The 21,753-nt window shown below is 38.4% G+C and carries 21 protein-coding genes, 1 riboswitch and 2 other annotated features; of the genes, 17 read left to right on the top strand and 4 right to left on the bottom strand.

All coding sequences use genetic code 11. The features are described from left to right. Positions 1–23: 23 nt before the first annotated feature. Positions 24–224, bottom strand: a complete 201-nt coding sequence (locus tag HHO41_RS06755; protein ID WP_169096773.1) for an aspartyl-phosphate phosphatase Spo0E family protein — start codon at positions 222–224, stop codon at positions 24–26. A gap of 242 nt (positions 225–466) precedes the next feature. Further along, positions 467–642: riboswitch (FMN riboswitch) on the top strand. Positions 643–803: 161 nt separating this feature from the next. Between HHO41_RS06755 and ribE the strand changes: the two genes are divergently transcribed. The 4 genes from ribE to dapF are packed head-to-tail and all read left to right on the top strand — an operon-like array spanning position 804 to position 4,183. Next, positions 804–1,457: a riboflavin synthase gene (ribE, locus tag HHO41_RS06750; protein WP_169096771.1), complete on the top strand. Its 654-nt coding sequence runs from the start codon at positions 804–806 to the stop codon at positions 1,455–1,457. 18 nt (positions 1,458–1,475) lie between these two features. Next, entirely contained in the window at positions 1,476–2,669 is a 1,194-nt protein-coding gene (locus HHO41_RS06745; RefSeq protein WP_169096769.1) for a bifunctional 3,4-dihydroxy-2-butanone-4-phosphate synthase/GTP cyclohydrolase II, read from the top strand. An 18-nt stretch (positions 2,670–2,687) separates the two neighbouring features. Further along, complete coding sequence (ribH, locus tag HHO41_RS06740; RefSeq protein ID WP_169096767.1) at positions 2,688–3,155, top strand: 6,7-dimethyl-8-ribityllumazine synthase; 468 nt, start codon at positions 2,688–2,690, stop codon at positions 3,153–3,155. Between the two features lie 41 nt (positions 3,156–3,196). After that, complete coding sequence (gene dapF, locus HHO41_RS06735; protein ID WP_169096764.1) at positions 3,197–4,183, top strand: diaminopimelate epimerase; 987 nt, start codon at positions 3,197–3,199, stop codon at positions 4,181–4,183. A 35-nt stretch (positions 4,184–4,218) separates the two neighbouring features. On the opposite strand, the gene HHO41_RS06730 is transcribed toward dapF, so the two are convergent. Then, a complete protein-coding gene (locus HHO41_RS06730; RefSeq protein WP_169096762.1) occupies positions 4,219–6,060 on the bottom strand; it encodes a DNA ligase D in 1,842 nt (613 codons plus the stop codon). 136 nt (positions 6,061–6,196) lie between these two features. Here HHO41_RS06730 and ku point away from each other — a divergent pair, with 136 nt between their 5' ends. The 7 genes from ku (at position 6,197) to HHO41_RS06695 (ending at position 13,678) form a co-directional block, all read left to right on the top strand. Next, positions 6,197–7,030, top strand: a complete 834-nt coding sequence (gene ku, locus HHO41_RS06725; RefSeq protein WP_169096760.1) for a non-homologous end joining protein Ku — start codon at positions 6,197–6,199, stop codon at positions 7,028–7,030. Positions 7,031–7,397: 367 nt separating this feature from the next. Then, the gene (gene glpK, locus HHO41_RS06720) at positions 7,398–8,888 is read left to right on the top strand and encodes a glycerol kinase GlpK (protein ID WP_169096758.1); all 1,491 of its coding nucleotides are present in this window, start codon (positions 7,398–7,400) and stop codon (positions 8,886–8,888) included. A gap of 76 nt (positions 8,889–8,964) precedes the next feature. Next, a complete protein-coding gene (locus tag HHO41_RS06715) occupies positions 8,965–10,629 on the top strand; it encodes a glycerol-3-phosphate dehydrogenase/oxidase (RefSeq protein ID WP_169096756.1) in 1,665 nt (554 codons plus the stop codon). A gap of 229 nt (positions 10,630–10,858) precedes the next feature. After that, entirely contained in the window at positions 10,859–11,059 is a 201-nt protein-coding gene (locus HHO41_RS06710; RefSeq protein WP_169096754.1) for a cold-shock protein, read from the top strand. A 443-nt stretch (positions 11,060–11,502) separates the two neighbouring features. Then, positions 11,503–12,957, top strand: a complete 1,455-nt coding sequence (gene cshA / locus HHO41_RS06705) for a degradosome RNA helicase CshA (protein ID WP_169096752.1) — start codon at positions 11,503–11,505, stop codon at positions 12,955–12,957. 93 nt (positions 12,958–13,050) lie between these two features. After that, on the top strand, positions 13,051–13,251 hold the full coding sequence (locus tag HHO41_RS06700; protein ID WP_169096750.1) for a cold-shock protein: 201 nt from the start codon (positions 13,051–13,053) through the stop codon (positions 13,249–13,251). A 226-nt stretch (positions 13,252–13,477) separates the two neighbouring features. Then, on the top strand, positions 13,478–13,678 hold the full coding sequence (locus HHO41_RS06695) for a cold-shock protein (protein ID WP_169096748.1): 201 nt from the start codon (positions 13,478–13,480) through the stop codon (positions 13,676–13,678). A 43-nt stretch (positions 13,679–13,721) separates the two neighbouring features. Here HHO41_RS06695 and HHO41_RS06690 read toward each other — a convergent pair whose 3' ends face one another. Continuing rightward, entirely contained in the window at positions 13,722–14,012 is a 291-nt protein-coding gene (locus HHO41_RS06690; RefSeq protein WP_169096746.1) for a DUF6509 family protein, read from the bottom strand. 96 nt (positions 14,013–14,108) lie between these two features. Further along, positions 14,109–15,353: a bacillibactin exporter BcbE gene (gene bcbE / locus HHO41_RS06685; RefSeq protein WP_169096744.1), complete on the bottom strand. Its 1,245-nt coding sequence runs from the start codon at positions 15,351–15,353 to the stop codon at positions 14,109–14,111. 170 nt (positions 15,354–15,523) lie between these two features. Beyond that, positions 15,524–15,770 (top strand) — a binding site (T-box leader). Positions 15,771–15,817: 47 nt separating this feature from the next. After that, positions 15,818–16,060: a binding site (T-box leader), on the top strand. Between the two features lie 78 nt (positions 16,061–16,138). On the opposite strand from bcbE, the gene trpE reads away from it, so the two are divergent. Genes trpE through trpB form a run of 6 tightly spaced genes read left to right on the top strand, consistent with a single transcriptional unit; the run spans position 16,139 to position 21,751 of the window. Beyond that, a complete protein-coding gene (gene trpE, locus HHO41_RS06680; RefSeq protein WP_169096742.1) occupies positions 16,139–17,548 on the top strand; it encodes an anthranilate synthase component I in 1,410 nt (469 codons plus the stop codon). Further along, on the top strand, positions 17,532–18,134 hold the full coding sequence (locus tag HHO41_RS06675; RefSeq protein ID WP_169096739.1) for an anthranilate synthase component II: 603 nt from the start codon (positions 17,532–17,534) through the stop codon (positions 18,132–18,134). Before trpE ends, HHO41_RS06675 begins: the two co-directional genes overlap by 17 nt. After that, positions 18,118–19,143 carry an anthranilate phosphoribosyltransferase gene (trpD, locus tag HHO41_RS06670; protein WP_169096737.1) on the top strand — a complete coding sequence of 342 codons (1,026 nt, stop codon included), beginning with the start codon at positions 18,118–18,120 and terminating at the stop codon, positions 19,141–19,143. The genes HHO41_RS06675 and trpD overlap by 17 nt, the downstream gene beginning before the upstream one ends. Beyond that, positions 19,144–19,926 carry an indole-3-glycerol phosphate synthase TrpC gene (trpC, locus tag HHO41_RS06665; RefSeq protein ID WP_169096735.1) on the top strand — a complete coding sequence of 261 codons (783 nt, stop codon included), beginning with the start codon at positions 19,144–19,146 and terminating at the stop codon, positions 19,924–19,926. It begins immediately after the preceding gene. Between the two features lie 2 nt (positions 19,927–19,928). Beyond that, the gene (locus tag HHO41_RS06660; protein WP_169096854.1) at positions 19,929–20,540 is read left to right on the top strand and encodes a phosphoribosylanthranilate isomerase; all 612 of its coding nucleotides are present in this window, start codon (positions 19,929–19,931) and stop codon (positions 20,538–20,540) included. A 14-nt stretch (positions 20,541–20,554) separates the two neighbouring features. After that, on the top strand, positions 20,555–21,751 hold the full coding sequence (gene trpB / locus HHO41_RS06655) for a tryptophan synthase subunit beta (protein WP_169096733.1): 1,197 nt from the start codon (positions 20,555–20,557) through the stop codon (positions 21,749–21,751). Positions 21,752–21,753 lie beyond the last annotated feature (2 nt).

The following is a 21,753-nucleotide window of genomic DNA, read 5'->3' as shown; positions in this document are numbered from 1 at the left end:
AGGCTTTAGTTTAGTTGAAAGATCTATGATGAAAAGTAATATTTTCTTGATGATTCAATGAGAAGACAATTAGCTTGATAGTTGGCAATATATTGATCTAGCTTTTGGCTAATCTCAATTGTTTTCTCGCTTGAAAGGCCTTCTTTTAATCCGACACAAATCATTTCCCGACGAAGACTCTCGATGGTACACAAGAGTTCTAAATTATTGTCAATTTTCAGCATTAATATAGAATCTACTCCCTTTTTTGTCCTCTATTTGGCAATTTATCATTTTTTCGGTGTGGATTACTGTGATAAACAACACTTTTCGCAAAATATTTATCGACATAATTGCATTTTTATAATTGTTTTGACATTTTTTCAGGAAACTGATTGCAGGATGTATTCATTTAGGGTAATATGTCAATAACTAAATGATTATGTAGAGGATGGCAATACAGTCGGTTTTTTCCGAATGAATTCATCCTCGCCTTCGGGGTCGGGTGAAATTCCCAACCGGCGGTGATGAGGTTATCCTCTAAGCCCGTGACCCGGTCATATACAAATAATTTACAGCTTAATGACTATAAATTATTGTGAAGCCGGTTGATTTGGTGGAATTCCAAAGCCGACAGTAAAGTCTGGATGGGAGAAGGCATAAAAGCGAAAAAATATCATTTTTTACGCTTATTTAAGCATGTATTTTGACCCCGTACATTCGTTGTACGGGGTTTGTTTATTTTATTAATAATGCGAATAATAAGCATATCGCAAATGCTGACCCCAATAAATTACCGAGTATTATGGAATAGGGGGGAGAAAATGTTCACTGGAATTATTGAAGAAATGGGCACTATGCAGAAAATACATAAACAAGGCTCAACGCTAATCTTGTCAATAAACGCGAATAGAATTTTAACCGATGTTCAGCTTGGTGATAGTATCGCAGTAAATGGCGTGTGTTTGACGGTTACAGAATTTACGCGAACGAGCTTTTCCGTTGATGTCATGCCTGAGACTTTTCATGCTACATCGCTTTCTATGTTAAAACCAGGCTCGAAAGTAAATTTAGAGCGAGCCATGGCTGCAGGAGGGAGATTTGGCGGACATTTTGTTTCAGGGCATATTGATGGAACTGGAACAATCAAAGGTATTAGACCTGAAGAAAATGCAGTTTATTATACGATAGCTGTTCCGGAAGATGGGATTCGCTATTGCCTCCATAAAGGCTCTATTGCGATTGATGGCACTTCCTTAACCATTTTTCAAGTAAAGGACTCTGCCGTTACCGTTTCTTTAATTCCTCATACAAGAGGTGAAACGATTTTAGGGCACAAGCGAGCTGGGGATATAGTGAACATAGAATTCGATTTGTTAGGAAAGTATGTTTATTCAATGATTGAGCGGAAAACAGAAGAACAAGCACAAAATTCTGGAATAACGGCTGATTTCCTAAAACAAACTGGTTTTATGTAACTCGAAGGAGGAGAAAAAATGTTTCATTCAGTTGAAGAAGCATTAGAGGATTTAAAGAATGGTAAAATGGTCATCGTTTGTGATGATGAAGACCGCGAAAATGAAGGCGACTTTATTATGTTGGCAGAATATGCCACACCAGAAGCCATCAATTTTATGGCAAAAGAAGGACGAGGTCTGATTTGTGCACCTATTACTGAGGATCTCGCAAAAAAACTTGATTTAAAACCAATGACAGATGTAAATACAGACACGAATGGTACGGCCTTTACAGTAAGCATCGACCATATTAGTACTACGACCGGAATTAGTGCATTCGAACGGTCCGATACGATTATCAAGTTACTAGACGAAGATGCAAAGGCTACCGATTTTAAGCGTCCAGGACATATTTTTCCACTCATTGCTAAAAATGGAGGGGTATTAAGAAGAGCAGGACATACTGAAGCCGCGATTGATTTAGCCCGACTTGCTGGTGGAAAGCAGGCAGGAGTGATATGTGAAATCATGAATGAGGATGGAACGATGGCTCGAGTTCCACAATTGATTGATATTGCCAAGAAATTTGATTTGAAATTGATTACAATCCAGGCGTTAATTGAATATCGACTAGTTCATGATTCTTTAGTAAAACGTGAGGCTGTTATTCAATTACCAACAGAGTTTGGACAATTTGTTGCTGTCGGTTATACAAATATTGTTGATGGTCAAGAACATGTAGCTCTTGTAAAGGGTGAGATTTCAGAAGACGTTCCAACCCTTGTTCGTGTCCACTCTGAATGTCTAACTGGGGACGTATTTGGGTCTTGCCGTTGCGATTGTGGTCCTCAATTGCATGCGGCGCTTAAGCATATAGAAGCAAATGGCAGTGGCATTCTCCTTTACATGCGTCAAGAGGGTAGAGGAATTGGTCTTATCAATAAAATGAAAGCCTATGAGCTGCAAGAGCAAGGGTATGACACCGTTGAAGCGAATCATAAACTAGGCTTTAAAGATGATTTGCGTGATTATGGTGTCGGAGCGCAAATTCTACGTGATTTAGGCGTGAGGAAAATGCATTTGTTAACCAATAATCCACGTAAAATTGCCGGACTTAAAGGCTATGGTCTTGAAATACTTGAACGAGTTCAGATTCAAATGCCAACTAAAGCTGAAAATAAGCATTATCTTGAAACGAAGCAACAAAAGCTTGGACATTTATTAAAATTATAAAGAAGAGGAGAATATATTATGAAGAAAATCATTGAAGGAAATTTAATTGGAACTGGTCTGCGAGTGGCGATTGTTGTGTCACGTTTTAACGAATTTATTACAGGTCGTCTTTTAAGTGGTGCTGAAGATGCGTTAAATCGTCATGGAGTAGATGAAGGTGATGTAACGGTTGCATGGGTCCCGGGCGCTTTTGAAATTCCACTTGCTGCAAAGAAATTAGCTGAATCCGGTCGTTATGATGCAGTTATTGCATTAGGTACAGTGATTAGAGGGGCTACACCACACTTTGATTATGTGAATAGTGAAGTCGCAAAAGGGGTTGCTAATACGGCGCTTCAAAGTGGTGTACCGGTTATTTTTGGTGTTTTAACTACAGATACAATTGAGCAGGCAATTGAGCGAGCAGGTACAAAAGCGGGTAATAAAGGCTGGGATGCAGCGACAAGCGCAATAGAAATGGCAAACCTCTATAAGCAATTCGAGTAGACATATAAACATAGAATGGATTCATTTTCGGGGGAATGATTGTGAATATTGAAGTGTTAAAAGTTCATGGGTCGGGCAACGACTTTTTGTTAATTGATGAAATGACTAATCTTTATACATTTTCTGAAGAGGATCGCGCAAGACTAGCCATTGCGTTTTGTAATCGTGATTCCGCTTTAGGAGCTGATGGGATTCTGTTTGTGTTAAACAGTGAAACTGCAGATGCTAGAATGCGGGTGTTTAATGCCGATGGTTCTGAAGCTTCTATGTGTGGCAATGGTTTACGCTGTGTTGCTCGTTATGTTTGTGAAAAATTAAAGGTAACAAGTGCTGTAATCGAAACGATGAAGGCTAACCTTCAAGTCGAGAAGGAAGCTGATTTATTTCCCGAAATTCCAACCTACAAAGTAGAAATATCACCAGTGACTTTTCAGCTAAAGGATTTACCATTAAATCTTCCACAAGAAACGGTTATTGATGAGAAAATTCCTGGTTTATCTGAGGACTTGGCATTTACAGCGATCGCTGTGCCGAATCCCCATATTGTCGCTATTGTTAATAATGACCAACTTAACTCTGATATTCAATTAACATTGAGTGAATATGTAAATGGCATAAATCCATTATTCCCAGATGGTGTCAATGTAAGTTTTGTTAAGCCGATAGAGAAAGGACATATTTTTGTTCGAACATTTGAGCGAGGGGTTGGCTTCACAAACGCATGCGGAACAGCGATGTCCGCTTCGTCATTGGTTACTTGCCTAGTTGGCTTAAATAATAAAGAGGAAGTAATTGAAGTTTACAATCCTGGTGGAAAGGTTCGCTGTATTGTTCATGAACAATTAGGTGTATATAAAATAGACCTAATTGGTAATGGTACATATGTGTACGAGGCGGTTGTGAAAGTTGCTGGCCCAGATTTTACTCAATTTTCGGTAGAACAAACATATGTATATTTAAATGAAGCAGAACAATATGAGAAATTGCAAGACCATGCGAAGCAATTTATTACACTTCATCAGGATTAATTAGTAAAAGAGATAACCAAAAGCCTGACAAAGGCTTAGCGGTTATCTCTTTTGTTTTTGCTTAAAAAATCAAGAATTGGCGCTATGTTTTGCTTTTCTTTGATTGTAAAATAATCCTGGAACGGGTCCCCAGTCTTGCGGATGCGCTCAATCACATTCGTAATATCAAAAAGGTCGGGGGACAAGGTGGCTGTTACTTCGTCCCAAAAAAGCGGAGTAGCAATGTTGGCTTTATTAGTTCCTCTTGGAGAATATGGGGCAATAATTGTCTTACCTTCACCATGCTGAACATAGTCTACGTATAGCCGATTGCCACGATTTTTTTTCAATCTTTCAATCGTAAAGTAATCAGGCGCCTTTGAGATTAAATACTCTGCAAGAAACGATGTGAAAACTCGTGTTTCTTCATAACTAATATTACCTTCAGGCAAGGGTATATAAATTTGTAAACCTTTATTTCCAGATGTTTTAATAAAACCGATTAAATGTAACTGATCCAGTACTTCTTTAATGAGTATGGCTGCTTTAACTGCAAGCTGAAACTCATTTTTTGAAGGGGGATCGAGATCTAAGACGATTTCACTGGGTGTGGTGCTCCCGATGGTTTGAAAGGGGATATGGAATTCAATGGCGAGCTGATTTCCTAACCAAACCAATGTATTAACATCGTTACAGACAATATAATCGATATCTTCAACTCGATAAGAATTTACAAAATCGGGGGCATAATCTGGACGATTTTTCTGATAAAAGGCCTCACCGAACATCCCATGGGGATATCGGATTAACGTTAAAATCCGATTGTTCAAAAACGGAAGCATGAAAGGAGCAATTTCATGTAAATAATAAATAAAATCTTGCTTTGAAACGGTAGGTATTTCCCAAATAGGTTTATCAGGATGGGTAATTTCGAGATTTGCAGGAAGATTTTTTTGATTTCTTACAAACTTGTCATAGGTGCAATTCTCAGGAGTAAGCTCAAACAGAAAACGGTGGAAATGGGGCTCACGTAACTGTTCCTCATAAAGTTCCAAGTACTTAATTTCCACACAGAGACCTGCCTGTATGTAGATCAGGTTATTATCTTCATGGGTTTTATTTTCTTTGAGTATCGTTGCAAGGGCCCGTTTTTCCTCCGGGGTCAATCCAAAGATGAAATGACCAATTTGTTTTATTACCTGATTTTGATAAACTGCGATGTGAAAGTAACCATTATGTTTGTCCATCGCTGTAATAAAACAAGATGCATATTTCCAATTCTTGTATTTTAACCAACTTTCAGTGCGTTTTCCCTCTTCCCAATAATGTTGCGCTTTTTTTGCGACAATCCCCTCCCCGTCATGGAGGACAACCTGTTCCCAAAGCGTTGAAAAGTTTTGGTTTTCAGGAATTAATTGAATAAGTCTGGAGCTAGTTTCAGATGGGTGAATCGGTAGTGACAGCGCTGAAAATAATTCGACCAGTTTCTGTTTACGCTGTAAATAAGGCTTCCTGTTGAACGATTTTCCTTTAAACATGAGTAAATCGAAAATTAATAAACGGCAAGGTTGTTTTTTAGATTTTTCATTAATTCTTTGTTGTGAGCGCATTCGTCCTCGGACTTGAATCCCCGCAAAATTCGATTTGTAGGGGTTGACTAAGTCAACTAGCTCACCGTCTAAAACAAGTGGTAAGTATGGCTCAAATGATTGTTTATTAGCTGTTAAAAATTGTTCGATTTCTGGGAATTGTTCAAGTAGCGAATTGCCATTACGACTAATCAATGTTACTGTTTGGTCCCAAATTAATAGCGCTCGGAAGCCATCGTATTTTACTTCATAATACCAATCTTTTCCTTCCGGGATGTCGAATGTCAGTGTTGGTAACATCGGTTTCATGATCCGTACCCCTTTACGCTAAATCTCATTAGTATTGTGCCACTTAAGGTAACCTTTCATCCTTTTCCAGATGTTTGTTAGCATGGAACCTAGCATCAATTTAAAAAATAAGAAAAAAAGATGGGAGCAGGATTCGATGCACACAATTTGGAAGGGAAGCATCAGTTTTGGGCTTGTTAATATACCGATTAAGCTGCATACAGCTACCGAGGATAAAGATATAAAATTACGAACACTTCACAAGCAGTGTCATTCCCCAATTAAGTATGAAAAAGTATGTCCCGTTTGTGATGTGGAAGTAAAACCTGAAGAAATTGTAAAGGCATTTGAATACACGAAAGGTAAATTTGTCGTTCTTGAAGATGAGGATTTAGAAAAACTAAAAAAGGAAAATGAAGAGCGTGCTGTGGAAATTGTTGATTTTGTTAAGATGGAGCAAATCGATCCAATCTATTTTGATCGAACCTACTTTATGTCACCAAGCGAAGGAGGAGTTAAAGCCTATTCACTGTTAAGAAAAGCGCTGGAAGATACTTCGAAAGTGGGGTTGGCGAAAATTATTATCCGTTTGAAAGAACAAATGGCTGTGATTCGAGTTTACGAAAATACTTTAGTAATGGAGACAATTCATTACCCAGATGAGGTAAGGAAAGCTTCAGATGTTCCTAACATTCCGACTGAAAGCAATGTTTCTGAAAAAGAATTAGAAACAGCAAAGTTGTTAATTGATCAGCTAACAACTGATTTTGAACCGAAAAAATATAACGATGAATATCGTACCGCATTAATGGAACTTATTGAAGCAAAACAAAGCGGACAAGAAACTGTTACGGCCTCGCAAAAGGATACACCATCAAATGTAACTGATTTGATGGCTGCTCTTCAAGCGTCAATTGATCGAACAAAGCCAAAAGCTAATTCAGGCGAAAAGAAAAAACGAGTTCTTACTAAAATGAAAAAAGAAGCTTAGGTCAAAGGGGGGAGTCCATTAAAAACTCCCTTCTTTTTTTATGCTTCCTGATTGATTTTTGAACCATTCATTAATACACAAGAGATAAAATAAAAATTATAATGGAGTGAGACTCAAATTTAGGCGTGACACTACATAATCATATAAAAAATAAGCTGTGTTAAAGCTTAGTGTTGATTTTTCGCTAGTTGATTGGAGCGGAAGGCACGAGACTCCTGCGGGAGTAGCTGGTATGGGAGACCCCGCAGGCGCGAATGCGCCGAGGAGGCTCCCAACTAGCCCCGCGGAAAGCGAAGTGCCTGTAGCGGAAATCAACATTCATGTTTAACACAGCCAAAAAATAATAAAAGAGTTTGGGGGAATTACATTGGAACAATACATACTATCTTTAGACCAAGGCACAACCAGCTCGCGGGCCATCCTTTTCAACAAGCAGGGAGAAGTGGTTCATATTGCTCAAAAAGAATTTGCACAATATTTCCCTAACCCCGGTTGGGTTGAGCATAATGCCAATGAAATATGGGCAACGATTCTAGCGGTGATCGCCAGCGTCTTAACTGAAGCAAATGTGAAGTCGGAACAAATTGCCGGAATTGGTATTACCAATCAGCGTGAAACAACTGTCGTGTGGGACAAGGACACTGGCTCTCCTGTGTACAATGCAATCGTTTGGCAATCTCGCCAAAGTCATGATATCTGTGAGGATTTGAAACAAAAAGGACATAGCGAGCTGTTCCGTCAAAAGACAGGTCTTTTAATTGATGCCTATTTTTCGGGAACAAAAGTAAAGTGGATTTTAGATCATGTCGAGGGTGCTAGGGAAAAAGCGGAACGAGGTCAGCTATTATTTGGTACAATCGATACTTGGCTGATTTGGAAACTTTCTGGTGGGCAGGCTCATGTGACTGATTATTCTAACGCTTCACGCACGTTGATGTACAATATCCATGAATTAAAATGGGATGAACAATTAGTGGAACTGTTAACTGTTCCAATCTCAATGCTCCCAGACGTTCGTCCGTCATCGGAAAGATATGCGAACACGCTACCTGAGCATTTCTTTGGTACCGAAGTTCCCATCTCTGGTGTCGCAGGTGACCAACAGGCTGCATTATTTGGTCAAACTTGTTTTGAGACAGGTATGGCGAAAAATACATACGGAACAGGCTGTTTTATGCTGATGAATACCGGAGAAAAAGCAGTAGCTTCCAAACATGGTTTGTTGACGACTATCGCTTGGGGACTGAATGGTAAAGTGGAGTATGCGCTTGAAGGCAGCATTTTTGTTGCAGGCTCAGCCATACAGTGGCTGCGCGACGGTCTAAGAATGCTCAAACACTCTAGTGATAGTGAAACTTACGCTAAAAGAGTGGCTTCCACAGATGGTGTCTACGTGGTGCCAGCTTTTGTAGGTTTGGGCACACCGTATTGGGATAGTGAAGTCAGAGGGGCGATTTTTGGTTTAACAAGGGGAACGACTAAAGAGCATTTTATACGAGCAACACTTGAAGCTCTTGCCTACCAAACGAAAGATGTGCTAGCAGCGATGGAAGCTGATTCAGGAATCAGTTTGAAGGCGCTTCGGGTTGATGGAGGTGTAGTGAAAAACGATTTTCTGATGGAGTTTCAAAGCAATATTTTAAATGTCCCTGTTGATCGTCCCAAAATCAATGAAACAACTGCGCTCGGAGCAGCATATTTGGCAGGTCTTGCAGTTGGCTTTTGGGAAAATCAACAAGAAATCGCTCAACTTTGGAGTGTTGATCGGAAAATTCTACCGAATATGTCAGAGAATGAACGTTATCAATTATATGATGGTTGGAAAAAGGCAGTTCAAGCTGCACAAATGTTTAAATAATTGGTTATGAAAGTAAACATTTATTAATATCATATTCTGAAGGCTTTTTTATCCAACACTCCATGGTGGTGGTTAAATGGTGGATTTTTCAAATTTGTACAGAAAGTTGTTTGTGGATCAGTTACGGACCATTCATTTTGACGTTTTGGTTGTTGGGGGAGGAATTACTGGAGCAGGTATCGCATTAGATGCCGTCTCCAGGGGACTGAAAGTGGCATTAGTAGATATGCAGGATTTTGCAGCAGGAACATCAAGCCGTTCTACCAAGCTTGTGCATGGGGGGCTTCGCTACTTAAAGCAATTGGAATGGAGACTTGTTAAGGAAGTTGGGAAGGAACGAACAATAGTATATCATAACGGTCCCCATGTCACGAGACCAGAAAAAATGCTCCTTCCTATCTATCAAGATGGAACATTCGGGAAAATAACGACCTCATTTGGCCTAAAAGTCTATGATTATTTGGCAGGTGTAGCAAAACAAGAGAGACGGAAAATGCTATCTGCAGAAGAGACATTACACATTGAACCATTATTAAAACGAGATGGCCTTAAGGGTTCCGGACTTTATGTGGAGTATCGTACGAATGATGCTCGTTTAACAGTTGAAGTTTTAAAAAAAGCAGTCGAATTAGGAGCAATCGCTCTAAATTATACAAAGGTGGAGTCCTTGTTATATCGTAGTGGGAAAATAAACGGGGCAACAGTAGTCGACCAAATTTCTGGTAAAAGTTATGATATTCATGCTCAAACTGTTGTAAATGCGGCAGGGCCTTGGGTCGATGACGTCAGGCGCTTAGATATTTCAACCGATGTGAAAACACTCAGATTGACGAAGGGTGTCCATATCGTAGTAGACCACGCTAGGTTGCCCATTAATCAAGCCCTGTATTTTGATACACCCGATAGTCGGATGGTTTTTGCAATTCCTCGTGATAACAAAACATATATTGGAACAACGGATACATTCGTTGATAACCCCACCCAAACTCCCAAAATGACCGTTGATGATTGTCTTTACTTACTTCAAGCGACTTCACGGGTGTTTCCAAGTATCAAATTAAATTTATCCGACATAGAGTCAAGTTGGGCTGGAATACGTCCATTAATTTACGAAGTCGGAAAAGGACCATCTGAGATATCACGAAAGGATGAAATTTGGCAATCTGAATCGGGTTTATTATCCGTAGCAGGTGGGAAATTAACGGGTTATCGAAAAATGGCAGAGAACGTTGTGAATATTTTGATAAAAAAAACCGGAAGAAATAATAAAAAGGCGAATTGGCCATGTCGAACAAGAGAGTTAGCAATATCAGGTGGCGAAGATATAACACCAAAAAATTTTGCTGATTTTGTTGAGCGTGGAATTAGACAAGGAATTGAACTAGGATTATCAGCTAATATAGCCAAAGAATTAACCTCAACTTATGGAACCAATATTAATAAAATATATGCGAAATTCGAATCCTATCAAAGAAAAAGTAGAGCCTACCAGCTTCCAATTGATTTGGTTGCTCGGCTAGATTATGCCATCATGGATGAAATGACTGTAAGCCCTTTGGATTTCTTTAATCGGAGAACTAGTATGCTTTTTTTTAATATTTGTGAGGTAGAGAAAAATAAGAAAGCTGTATTAAACTATATGTCCACAATATTTAATTGGAGTGAACAAGATTTTAAAAAATATGAGCAAGAACTTAATGATGCCATTATCGTTGCCACTACGGCAATCGAAGATAGCTGAAGCTAATGTTTCTAAAAGGGTTCTCGAAACAGTTGACAATTATCTTAAGATGAAATATGATGATATAGACGCTTTTAGTTAGGATATAATGAATAAGGATATAAGTAGTCGTAGCTGCAAATGAACTGTAGGCGATGGATTATCCCTACATTTCAAAATGAAGGCTACGCTTTTTTGTTGCTAATTATATGAAAAACTAATGGTGAATGAATTTTTGGAGGTCATCAACATGACTACAGGTAAAGTAAAATGGTTTAATGCAGAAAAAGGATTTGGATTTATTGAAGCAGCTAATGGTAACGATGTATTCGTTCACTTCTCTGCAATCCAAACAGAAGGTTTCAAAACGTTAGAAGAAGGTCAAGATGTAACGTTTGAAATCGTTGAAGGTAACCGTGGACCACAAGCAGCTAACGTTCAAAAAGCATAATTTGAACTGATATTATGAGGTGATGCAGCATAATCGCATCACCTTCTTTTATGATTTAGTATGATATTCAAATTCTTCATGTTCCTCTTGCTAAGTCTCCTCAATACTGTATGTCTTTTTGCTCAAAAGCCCCTTCTAAGGACGTTTTCCGAACAGAAGTTGATTTATTTGTGGGGATTCCACATGATTGCATATTGAATACTTTTTAGAACCTGATTCACACTGGAACGGCTTAGGAGCCGTAAGGACGAAAGAGAGGTAGGGCTTTCGTTGTATTAGGAAAGAAACCTACAAAATATTGAATAATTTGTATGTAATAAAGTAAAAACATGTAATATAGAAATACTTGAATTTGATAAATGATGGTTACCATTCTTTTTTTGATAAAAGAACGTGGTTTTTGATAATAATGTAAACATGGAACAATGTAAGGAGGATATAATTTGACAACATTTTCAGATTTTAATTTAAGCGAAGTGTTAGAAAGAGCATTATCACAAATGGGTTTTGAGGAACCAAGTCCAATTCAGGCACAAGCAATTCCGGTTGCCCTAACAGGTAAAGATATTATTGGACAGGCACAAACAGGAACTGGAAAAACAACAGCTTTTGGTGTTCCTTTAATAGAAAGAGCAAAAGTGGAAGAATCAGCGATTCAAGGTCTTGTTATCGCACCGACTCGCGAACTAGCTGTACAAGTAGCAGAAGAGTTAAATCGTATTGGTAATGTAAAAGGGATTCGCACCTTGCCAATTTATGGTGGTCAAGATATTAGTCGCCAAATTAGAAGTTTAAAAAACAGACCACATATTATCGCTGCAACACCGGGGCGTTTAATTGATCATATTGAAAGAAAAACAATCCGCTTACAAAACATACACACAGTTGTTCTTGATGAAGCTGATGAAATGCTGAACATGGGCTTTATTGAGGATATTGAGAAGATTCTGGCTGGTATTCCGAATGAACGCCAAACATTACTGTTCTCAGCAACTATGCCTAAACGTATTAAGGCTTTAGCTGAAAAGTTTATGAAAAATCCTGAACACGTACAAGTTAAAGCGAAGGAAATGACTGTTAAGAATATTGAACAGCATTACTTAGAAGTACAAGAAAAACAGAAATTTGATGTGATGTGTAGTCTTTTAGACATCCAATCACCTGAGCTTGCGATTGTGTTTGGTCGAACAAAGAAGCGCGTTGATGAGTTGGTTGAAGGATTAATTAAACGTGGCTATTCAGCAGAAGGAATCCATGGCGATATTCCACAAACAAAACGGGATCAGGTAATTCGCCGTTTTAAAGAGTCGACAATTGACATTATGGTAGCAACTGATGTAGCTGCACGAGGACTAGATATTAGCGGAGTTTCACATGTGTATAATTTTGATATCCCACAAGATCCCGAAAGCTATGTTCACCGTATTGGAAGAACAGGTCGTGCAGGTAATAAAGGGTTAGCGATTACCTTTGTTACACCACGTGAAATTGATCATTTACATGTGATTGAAAATGTAACGAAATCAAAAATCCAGAAAAAACCTATTCCTAGCTTTAAGGATGTACTTTTTGGGAATCAACAAGCAACCATTAATAAGATTATAAGTGTGGTCGAATCTGGAGATTTCAATGAATACAAGCGTGCTGCTGAAAATCTGCTTGAGGATACAGATTCTGTAACTCTTTTAGCTTCTGCATTAAAGCTGTTAACAAAAGAGCCTGATGCAACGCCGGTTACTCTTACAGCAGTTGAGCCGCTTCGCTCTAAAAAACCAAGATTTGAGCGTGATCGTAATCGACGTAACGACCGACCAAAAGCGAATAATCGACCAAGAAATAATGAAAATAGACGTCCAAGAACTGAAAAAGCGAAACGTCCATCAAGACCTCGTCCGTAAATTTTAAAATTTTTGTATGAAAAATGGATGTTTGTCCCATATTATATAATGTTTGATAGTATTATGCGATTTCGTAATTAGGAGGATTTTTACATGGAAACAGGTAAGGTAAAATGGTTTAACGGAGAAAAGGGATTTGGATTTATTGAAAGAGATAATGGCGAAGATGTTTTCGTTCATTTTTCTGCTATTCAAGGTGATGGATACAAAACTTTAGAAGAGGGCCAACAGGTTACCTTCGAGGTTGAACAAGGACAACGTGGACCACAGGCTGTAAACGTAGTTAAAGCATAATAATTTATAACCTTCATATAGTGGTTTACTAATCCGAATATTTGTAATTTATCTCAATAAACGTTATGATATAATTATGGATTATTTATGATGTAGGATAAATTCACTGATTATAAAATAAACTGTTTTATGCGAGTTTACTTTTATAATGAGTGGATTTTTCATTTGACTAAATTTACTGAAAGTGAAATGTTTAGTCAAAAAATGCAAACTGGAGGTAGATAGGATGGCTTTCGGCAGAAGAATCGTGGAAGAAATCATTACAGTTGAAACAAAGGTTTGGGAATGTGAGGCAGAAACCTGCAATTGCTGGGTTCGAGATAATTTCAAGGCAACAGAAGTTCCTAAATGTCCTATCTGTAACAGTGATATGGTACAATCAACAAAATTGCTACAATCAATCGATAATCATAATAAGAGTTACTAATTATTCGGAAAAAATGAGGCTGATAATGAATCAGCCTCATTTTTTATTCCGTACCATTTAGATGTTCCTTGCAAAAATTAAAAACCATATTCAATTCTTCATCCTCGAGCGATAAATCAATATACTTTTCAGTTGCGCTTTCGAGCAGATTGTAAGAAATAATTTTTTCTTCTGCTCCATTAATTAGAAATAATACCTTCAAGAGCAGTCCGTTTTCGTTGTATAACTCATCGTCTTCATCAACTTCTATGTCTAAGAAGAATTCATATCGATCTCCGCTCAAAATCCCAAATGGATCGATTAATTTTTCAACAGCATATCCTGTTACATTCATTTTTTTCATCCCTTATCTTTATTTAAAACAGTTTAACTTCCTTCTCTATTATAAACATAAATGTATGTTCAAAACAGTACTTGGCTATGCTCACAATTAACTTTTATCAGGTTTAATGGCGAATAAAGCATATAAAGCAGTTAAAAGGCTAATTCCTGATAAAAGATAGAAAATCCACTCTGTAGAATGCTTCATCATGATAGCGATCACTGGTGGCCCTGCCGCTACACCGATAAACCGCATCGAACTATATAATGATGTGATTGTTCCACGTTCCTCTTTTTCAATCCCTTCAGTAATTAAGGCATCTAAGCACGGGAGGCTTACACCAATTCCAACGCCACACACGATAAAGATGGAAATCATAAGCCATAATGAATTTGTAAACTTAAGTGAAAAAGCAGCAGCCGTTAACAATATTATCCCGATAAAAGTAATCCATTTCATCTTGATTTTATCTTCCTTGATTTTTTTACCGGTAAAATAGGAAGAAAGGCAAAGGGCACCTAAAGGGATAGCTAAAATACAGCCTTTTTTCACATCAACAATTTGATACTCTTTTTCCAGAATATCAGATAAATAAAAAAGCACTCCAAATAAAACAAACATAAGGTTCCCACCAATAATAAAAACAGCATTTAGCCAACGACCATTATTAGCAAATACTTCTTTCGTTTGGGAAATAAATTGTGAAAAAGGCAAGGTTTCTTGTTTTTTAGGTGGTGATTTTACTAAAAATATGATCATCACGACCGAAATGACACAAAATACTGGAAAAGCAAAAAAAGGTATAAACCAAATAATTCCTGCCAGGTACGCGCCTAAAATTGGGCTTAAAACTTTTCCGAGTGTATTGGACGTTTCGATGACACCTAAAGTACTGCTGACCTCATCATCGCTTTGAAACATGTCTCCAACAAGAGGAAGGACAATCGGAAAGGCCCCGGCAGCACCCACACCTTGCAATGCACGGCCAATTAAAATCAGCCAATAGCCATCCTGTAATTTCCACCCGACATAACCTGAAATAATTCCGCCAGCTCCAGCGATGATTAAGCTTGGAATAATGATTCTTTTCCTGCCAAGGTGATCGGATAAAAATCCTGCGATTGGAATTAACAATATCGCGACTATTGAATACACTGTTAAAATCATGCTTGATTGAAACGGTGAAATATCGAGCTCACGTTCCATAGCAGGAAGCACGGGGATTAACATCGAATTTCCTAGCGTCATTACTAGTGGTATCGAAGCGATGGATACGACTGCCCAGCGCTTTTTCATCGATTTCTTTTCTGTCTCATCAAATATTTTTTCAAAAAGACTGTCGACCTGTTCCATATTAAGCCACCTTTGTTTTCATGCTATTGTTAATATGGACATATTTGATTTTTACTAGTAGTGCAAGTTATAGTTGATTTATGGAAATAATATGGAAGTAATTTAAAGAAAATTGTTCCGAACTATTGACAATTTTTCAGAAAGTTAATATTATTAAAAATAACAATATCGATAGGGCATTGACAAAGAGTAGTAACTTAAATGGATACTGAAGAGAGCTGGTGGGTGGTGCAAACCAGTGTGGAAATTTAAGTGAATGGACTTTCGAGCCTCCAAACTGAAACCTTAATGGGAGTAGGCTTTGGCGATGGGTCTCATCGTTACAAGAGACGGGTATTCAAGCAGACGCTTTGATACTTTTAAGTGAGCTAATTGTTTAGCTAATGAAGGTGGCACCACGGGTTTCTCGTCCTTTTTATAGGAGAGAGACCCTTTTTTTATTGAAAAGGCGGAATTTTTACATCATTAAATCGATGAGTGAGAGTAGTACACAATACTGCTTAGTGACAGAGAGCCGGGCTGCTGAGAACCGGTACTAAGGGCTTGTGGAATGGACTTACGAGTGAAATCTTGAAATAACAGTAGGGGTTTCCGGTTATCACCGTTACATGATAAAGCAAACAGGTTATGCTGTTTGCTGAAAGTGGGTTAAAGGATTATTCCATTAACCAATTGAGGTGGTACCGCGGTCAACAATCGTCCTCTATATACACTATTTTACGTGTATATAGGGGATTTTTTTTATGCTTTGGAAGTGGACTTTGTTTTAAATGGAGGTAATCACAATGAAAAAATTAATAAATCCAACCAACTGTACTATAGAGCAAATGGAAGGCGATATGCTGACGCCGATTTCGATATTTCAAAAAATCAGTGGCCGAAAAAAGTTTCTTCTTGAAAGCTCATTAAAATATGAAAACACTGGTAGATATTCCATCATCGGAGCTGACCCTGTTCTAGAAATAAAAGGCTTTGGCCAACAAAAGAACAAGATCATCACTGAAAAAGGAGAAGAACTTGTAACGGGTAAAACGCTCGATATTGTTAAAGAACTACTTCCTCAATATGGCGAAGAGGATGGTGTGTTTCCCTTTGTCGGGGGGGCTGTCGGGTATGTTGGCTACGATACGATTCGCCAATATGAAAATATTGGTGCAATCCCAGGTAAAGATTTGGAAATGCCTGATGTTCACTTAATGTTTTATGAGCAAGTTATCATTTATGACCATTTAGAGCAAAAAGTGTATTTAGCCGCTACTCCTATTTTACCTGAGACAACTCAGCATACACTCAAAAAACAAAATGAAAAACGCCGTAAAGAACTGATGGCTGAATTTCACAGTGAAGAACGGAAGGGTGTAGTTCTATCAAGTTTCAAGGCTTCAACTTCAAAGCAAAAATTTATCGAGAATGTAAAGAAGGCAAAAGAATATATTTCAAAAGGTGATATATTTCAGGTCGTATTATCACAACGAATGGAAGCAAGTTTCGAGGGAGATCCGTTTTCCTTTTATCGGAAATTAAGAATCAGTAATCCAACTCCATATATGTATTATTTAGATTTTGAAGACTATGTAGTTGCCGGGTCATCACCCGAAAGCCTAGTAAAAGCGAAGCAATCAGTCATTACAACCAATCCAATTGCTGGAACTCGACCTCGCGGAAAAACTGAAGCTGAGGATCAAGTGCTCGCTCAAGGACTAATTGCTGATGAAAAAGAATTGGCAGAGCATCGCATGCTTGTTGACCTTGGCCGGAATGATCTTGGGAAAATTTGCACGTTCGGTACTGTAAACATCCATAAGTATATGGAAATAGAAAAATTCAAACATGTCATGCATCTCGTGTCAGAGGTGAGTGGCGACTTAGCAGAGAAGCACAAACCTCAAGATGCATTAATTTCTTGTTTACCGGCAGGGACCGTTTCCGGCGCTCCAAAAATCAGAGCAATGGAAATCATTAATGAGCTTGAATCAGAAAAGCGCGGTGTATACTCAGGGGCAATTGGATATTTTTCAGTAAATGGAAATATGGATTTTGCTTTAGCGATTCGGACGATGGTGATTAAAGAAAACAGGGCATATATTCAAGCGGGGGCAGGAATTGTCTATGATTCAGTCCCTGAAAAAGAATACGAAGAAACCATCCATAAACTAAAAACATTTTTGGAGGATCCAGATGATTTTATTAATTGATAATTATGATTCCTTTACTTATAACCTGTTTCAATATTTTGGCGAATTAGGTGAAGAGATTACCGTTATTAGAAATGACAAAATGACGATTAAAGAGATTGAAACGCTTCAGCCAGAGGCCATCATTTTGTCACCAGGACCAGGACGCCCGGAAAATGCCGGAATATGTGTCGATGTCATTAAAACGTTCCATCAATCAATCCCAATTTTAGGGATTTGTCTTGGTCATCAGGCTATCGGCTATGCCTTCGGAGCTAAAATAGAACGTGCTCAAAACATTATGCATGGAAAAACTTCACAAGTTGAACATTCTGGTTCAGATTTATTTGAAAATTTACCACAGCATCTAGAAGTGATGCGATATCACTCCTTGGTGATCAATCCAAAGACTTTACCTGAAGAGTTAACAATTGTTGGTAAAGCAACAAGCGATCAAGAAATTATGGCTATTAAACATAGGCAATATCCGACGTTCGGATTGCAATTTCATCCTGAGTCGGTTGGAACAATTGATGGAAAACAAATGCTGAAAAACTTTCTTGAAAAAATAAGAGAGGGGAACAAAACATATGAAAATTTATCTTGAACAATTAGCTGAACAACGCTCATTAACAGAAAATGAAATGGAAAGTGCGGTAACACAATTATTTTCTGAAGAGATATCTGATAGTGAAATGGCAGCCTTTTTAATTGGCCTAAAAATTAAAGGAGAGACGGTAGATGAAATTTTAGGACTTGTTAAAGTCATGCGCCGCTTTGCGATGCCATTTACGGAAGAAATTTCAAAAGTAATTGATAACTGTGGTACAGGTGGAGACGGATCGAAAAGTTTCAACATCAGTACAACTTCTGCTTTTGTTATGGCCGGTGCAGGATTGACCGTTGCAAAGCATGGTAATCGAAGCATTTCCAGTAAAACTGGTAGTGCAGATGTACTGGAGCATTTAGGCGTCAACTTTAATCTTCCGACTGAAGCAGCACAAGAAATACTTCAGACTGTAGGGATTACCTTCCTATTTGCGCCATTTGTTCATCCAAAAGTAAAAAGAATCATGAAGGTCCGTAGGGATTTACGTATTCCAACGATATTTAATTTAATTGGTCCGTTGACTAATCCAGTAAATCTCGATTATCAACTCTTAGGTATATACCGTCGCGATTTGTTAGAAATGTTTGGGGAGGTATTATTAAGACTTGGCCGGAAACGGGCCGTAGTTTTAAACGGAGCCGGTCATATGGATGAAGCCTCCTTACAAGGTGAGAATCATTTAGTCATTGTAAATAATAGCGAGATAACGAAGAGAATTCTTCATCCCGAAGAAGTTGGATTAGGCACCTATACCAACAAAGATATTGTCGGTGGCGATGCTAAAGAAAATGCTGATATTCTTTTAAGTATTTTGAATGGTGAAAAAGGGGCAAGACGTGATACGGTGTTGTTGAATGCAGGGCTTGGAATTTTCACTGCCCAGAAAGCTGAATCAGTTGAACAAGGTATTGCATTAGCAAAAGAAAGTATTGATTCCGGAGCGGCATTAGCAAAGCTTGAACAATTAATCGAGTTCAGCCAGCGGTATCAACAAGAGGTGATATAGATGAGTACAATTTTGAATCGAATATTAGACGTAAAAAGAACAGAACTTGCTGATTTAGCCAATTTAAAGTTTGAGGAGCATAGCCCTCGAAAAAAACGATCTTTTATAGAAAAAATCCGTGAAGCGAATGAAATGAAAATCATTGCCGAATTTAAACGGGCATCACCGTCAAAGGGAGATATCAATCCGAATTTGAATCCACAAGAACAAGCTCAAAGCTATGAGCAATTTGGTGCTGATGCAATATCTGTATTAACTGACTCCAGCTTTTTTAAGGGATCTTTTGCTGACTTACAAGCAGTCCGTTCCGTTGTGGACCTTCCGATTTTATGCAAAGACTTTGTTATTGATCCAATTCAAATAGACACTGCCTACAAGGCTGGTGCGGATATTGTGCTGTTAATTGCTGCAGCGATGGAAAAATCAAAGCTGATTGAACTATACCAATACGCCAATGAAAAGAATTTGGAGGTATTGGTTGAAATTCATGACGAGGAAGATTTTGAAAAAGCAAATGCTGCAAATGCTCAGTTAATGGGAATCAATAATCGTAATTTAAAAACCTTTGAAGTAAATCTCGCAGCAACAGAGCAGTTAGCGCCACTTGTTCTCCAAACTGGTGCTTCATTGATAAGTGAAAGTGGTATTAAAACAGTAAGTGACGTTATTCGTGTCCAATCAGCTGGAGCACGTGGGATTTTAGTTGGGGAAACATTTATGATGGCACCAAATTTACAAGATACTTTTAAACAGCTGAAACAACCAGTACGGACGGTGCGTTAATGATGAAGGTGAAAATTTGTGGGATTACCGATGTGTTTACAGCATTACAGGCAGTTGAATGCGGAGCTGATGCGCTTGGGTTTGTGTTTGCTGAAAGTAAACGAAAAATTTCTCCTGCTGCTGCAAGAGAAATCATCGATCAACTTCCTGAATATGTTGAGAAAATCGGTGTATTTGTCAATGAGAGAAAGGAAATGATTGACGAAATCATTGCTGAGGCAAATTTGACCATGATTCAGTTCCACGGTGATGAAACACCTGAATTTTGTGAGTCATTTTCTGTGCCAGTGGTTAAAGCATTAAGTATTAACGACGGAGAGGATTTTGAACAGCTAGCTGACTATTCAAATCAATGGTTTTTACTAGATAGCCCATCAGGGAAATATCGCGGTGGGAATGGCACCAGCTTTAATTGGGAATTGTTATCTGGGCGTCAATTTACAGATAAGAAAATTATTCTTGCCGGCGGTTTAGCAATCGACAATGTGGAACAGGCAATTGCCATTGCATGTCCAGACATGGTCGATGTTAGCTCCGGTGTCGAAACGGATGGCAAAAAAGATGTAGCAAAAATCAAAGCATTTATTGAAAAAGCCAAGAAAAATAATCATTAAAAGGAGAGTCAGTTATGACTACTTACACACTACCGGATGAAAAAGGACATTTTGGCAAGTACGGTGGAAAATATATTCCAGAAACACTCATGAAGGCAATTAACGAACTTGATGTTGAATATCAAAAAGCAATTAGTGACCCAACCTTCACAGAAGAATTGCAATATTTATTAACAGATTATGTTGGGCGGGAAACGCCCCTATACTTTGCGAAAAACCTCACAAAGTACTGTAATGGCGCAAAGATATACTTAAAACGAGAAGATTTAAATCATACGGGCGCCCACAAAATTAATAATGCGATTGGTCAGGCTTTACTTGCAGTTAGAATGGGAAAGAGAAAAATTGTTGCAGAGACTGGTGCGGGACAGCACGGTGTGGCAACGGCAACTGCTTGTGCATTACTAGATTTGGATTGTGTTATTTTTATGGGTAGCGAAGATATAAAGCGCCAACAACTGAATGTATTTCGGATGGAGCTTTTAGGGGCAAAAGTTGTAAGTGTTGAGTCAGGAAGTGCTACATTAAAGGATGCTGTAAATGAAGCACTCCGCTATTGGGTTTCTCATGTTGAAGACACCCATTATATATTAGGCTCGGTTACGGGACCTCATCCGTTTCCAATGATTGTTCGTGATTTCCAAAGCGTTATTGGTTCGGAAACAAAAACACAGCATCTTGCGAAGGAAGGTAAGCTCCCAGATGCAGTTGTTGCCTGTATAGGCGGAGGTAGTAATTCAATGGGCATGTTTTACCCTTTTATTAATGACCTCGACGTGAAATTATACGGTGTGGAAGCAGCTGGTCTTGGCGTAGATACGGACCGCCATGCTGCATCATTAACTAAAGGAACACCAGGTGTTTTGCATGGCGCATTTATGTATTTACTTCAGGATCAAAATGGGCAAGTTCAAGAAGCACATTCAATTTCTGCTGGTTTAGATTACCCAGGTGTTGGACCTGAGCATAGCTATTTAAAGGATATTGGAAGGGTTCAATATGATTCTATTACCGATGACGAAGCTTTGGAAGCACTTCAGTTATTATCAAAATTAGAAGGGATCATTCCGGCACTTGAAAGTTCACATGCGGTTGCTTATGCTTTAAAGCTTGCACCAAAAATGGAACAAACAGAAACTTTAGTGATTTGTTTATCTGGTCGAGGAGATAAGGACGTTCATACAGTAAGGGCTAGATTAGGGGGAGAATGACA

The organism is Bacillus sp. DNRA2 (genome assembly GCF_012843265.1).
Classification (GTDB): Bacteria; Bacillota; Bacilli; order Bacillales; family Cytobacillaceae; genus Bacillus_BU.
The sequence above is the reverse complement of the archived record's forward strand: the minus strand, read 5'-3'. Positions and strand labels throughout refer to the sequence as shown.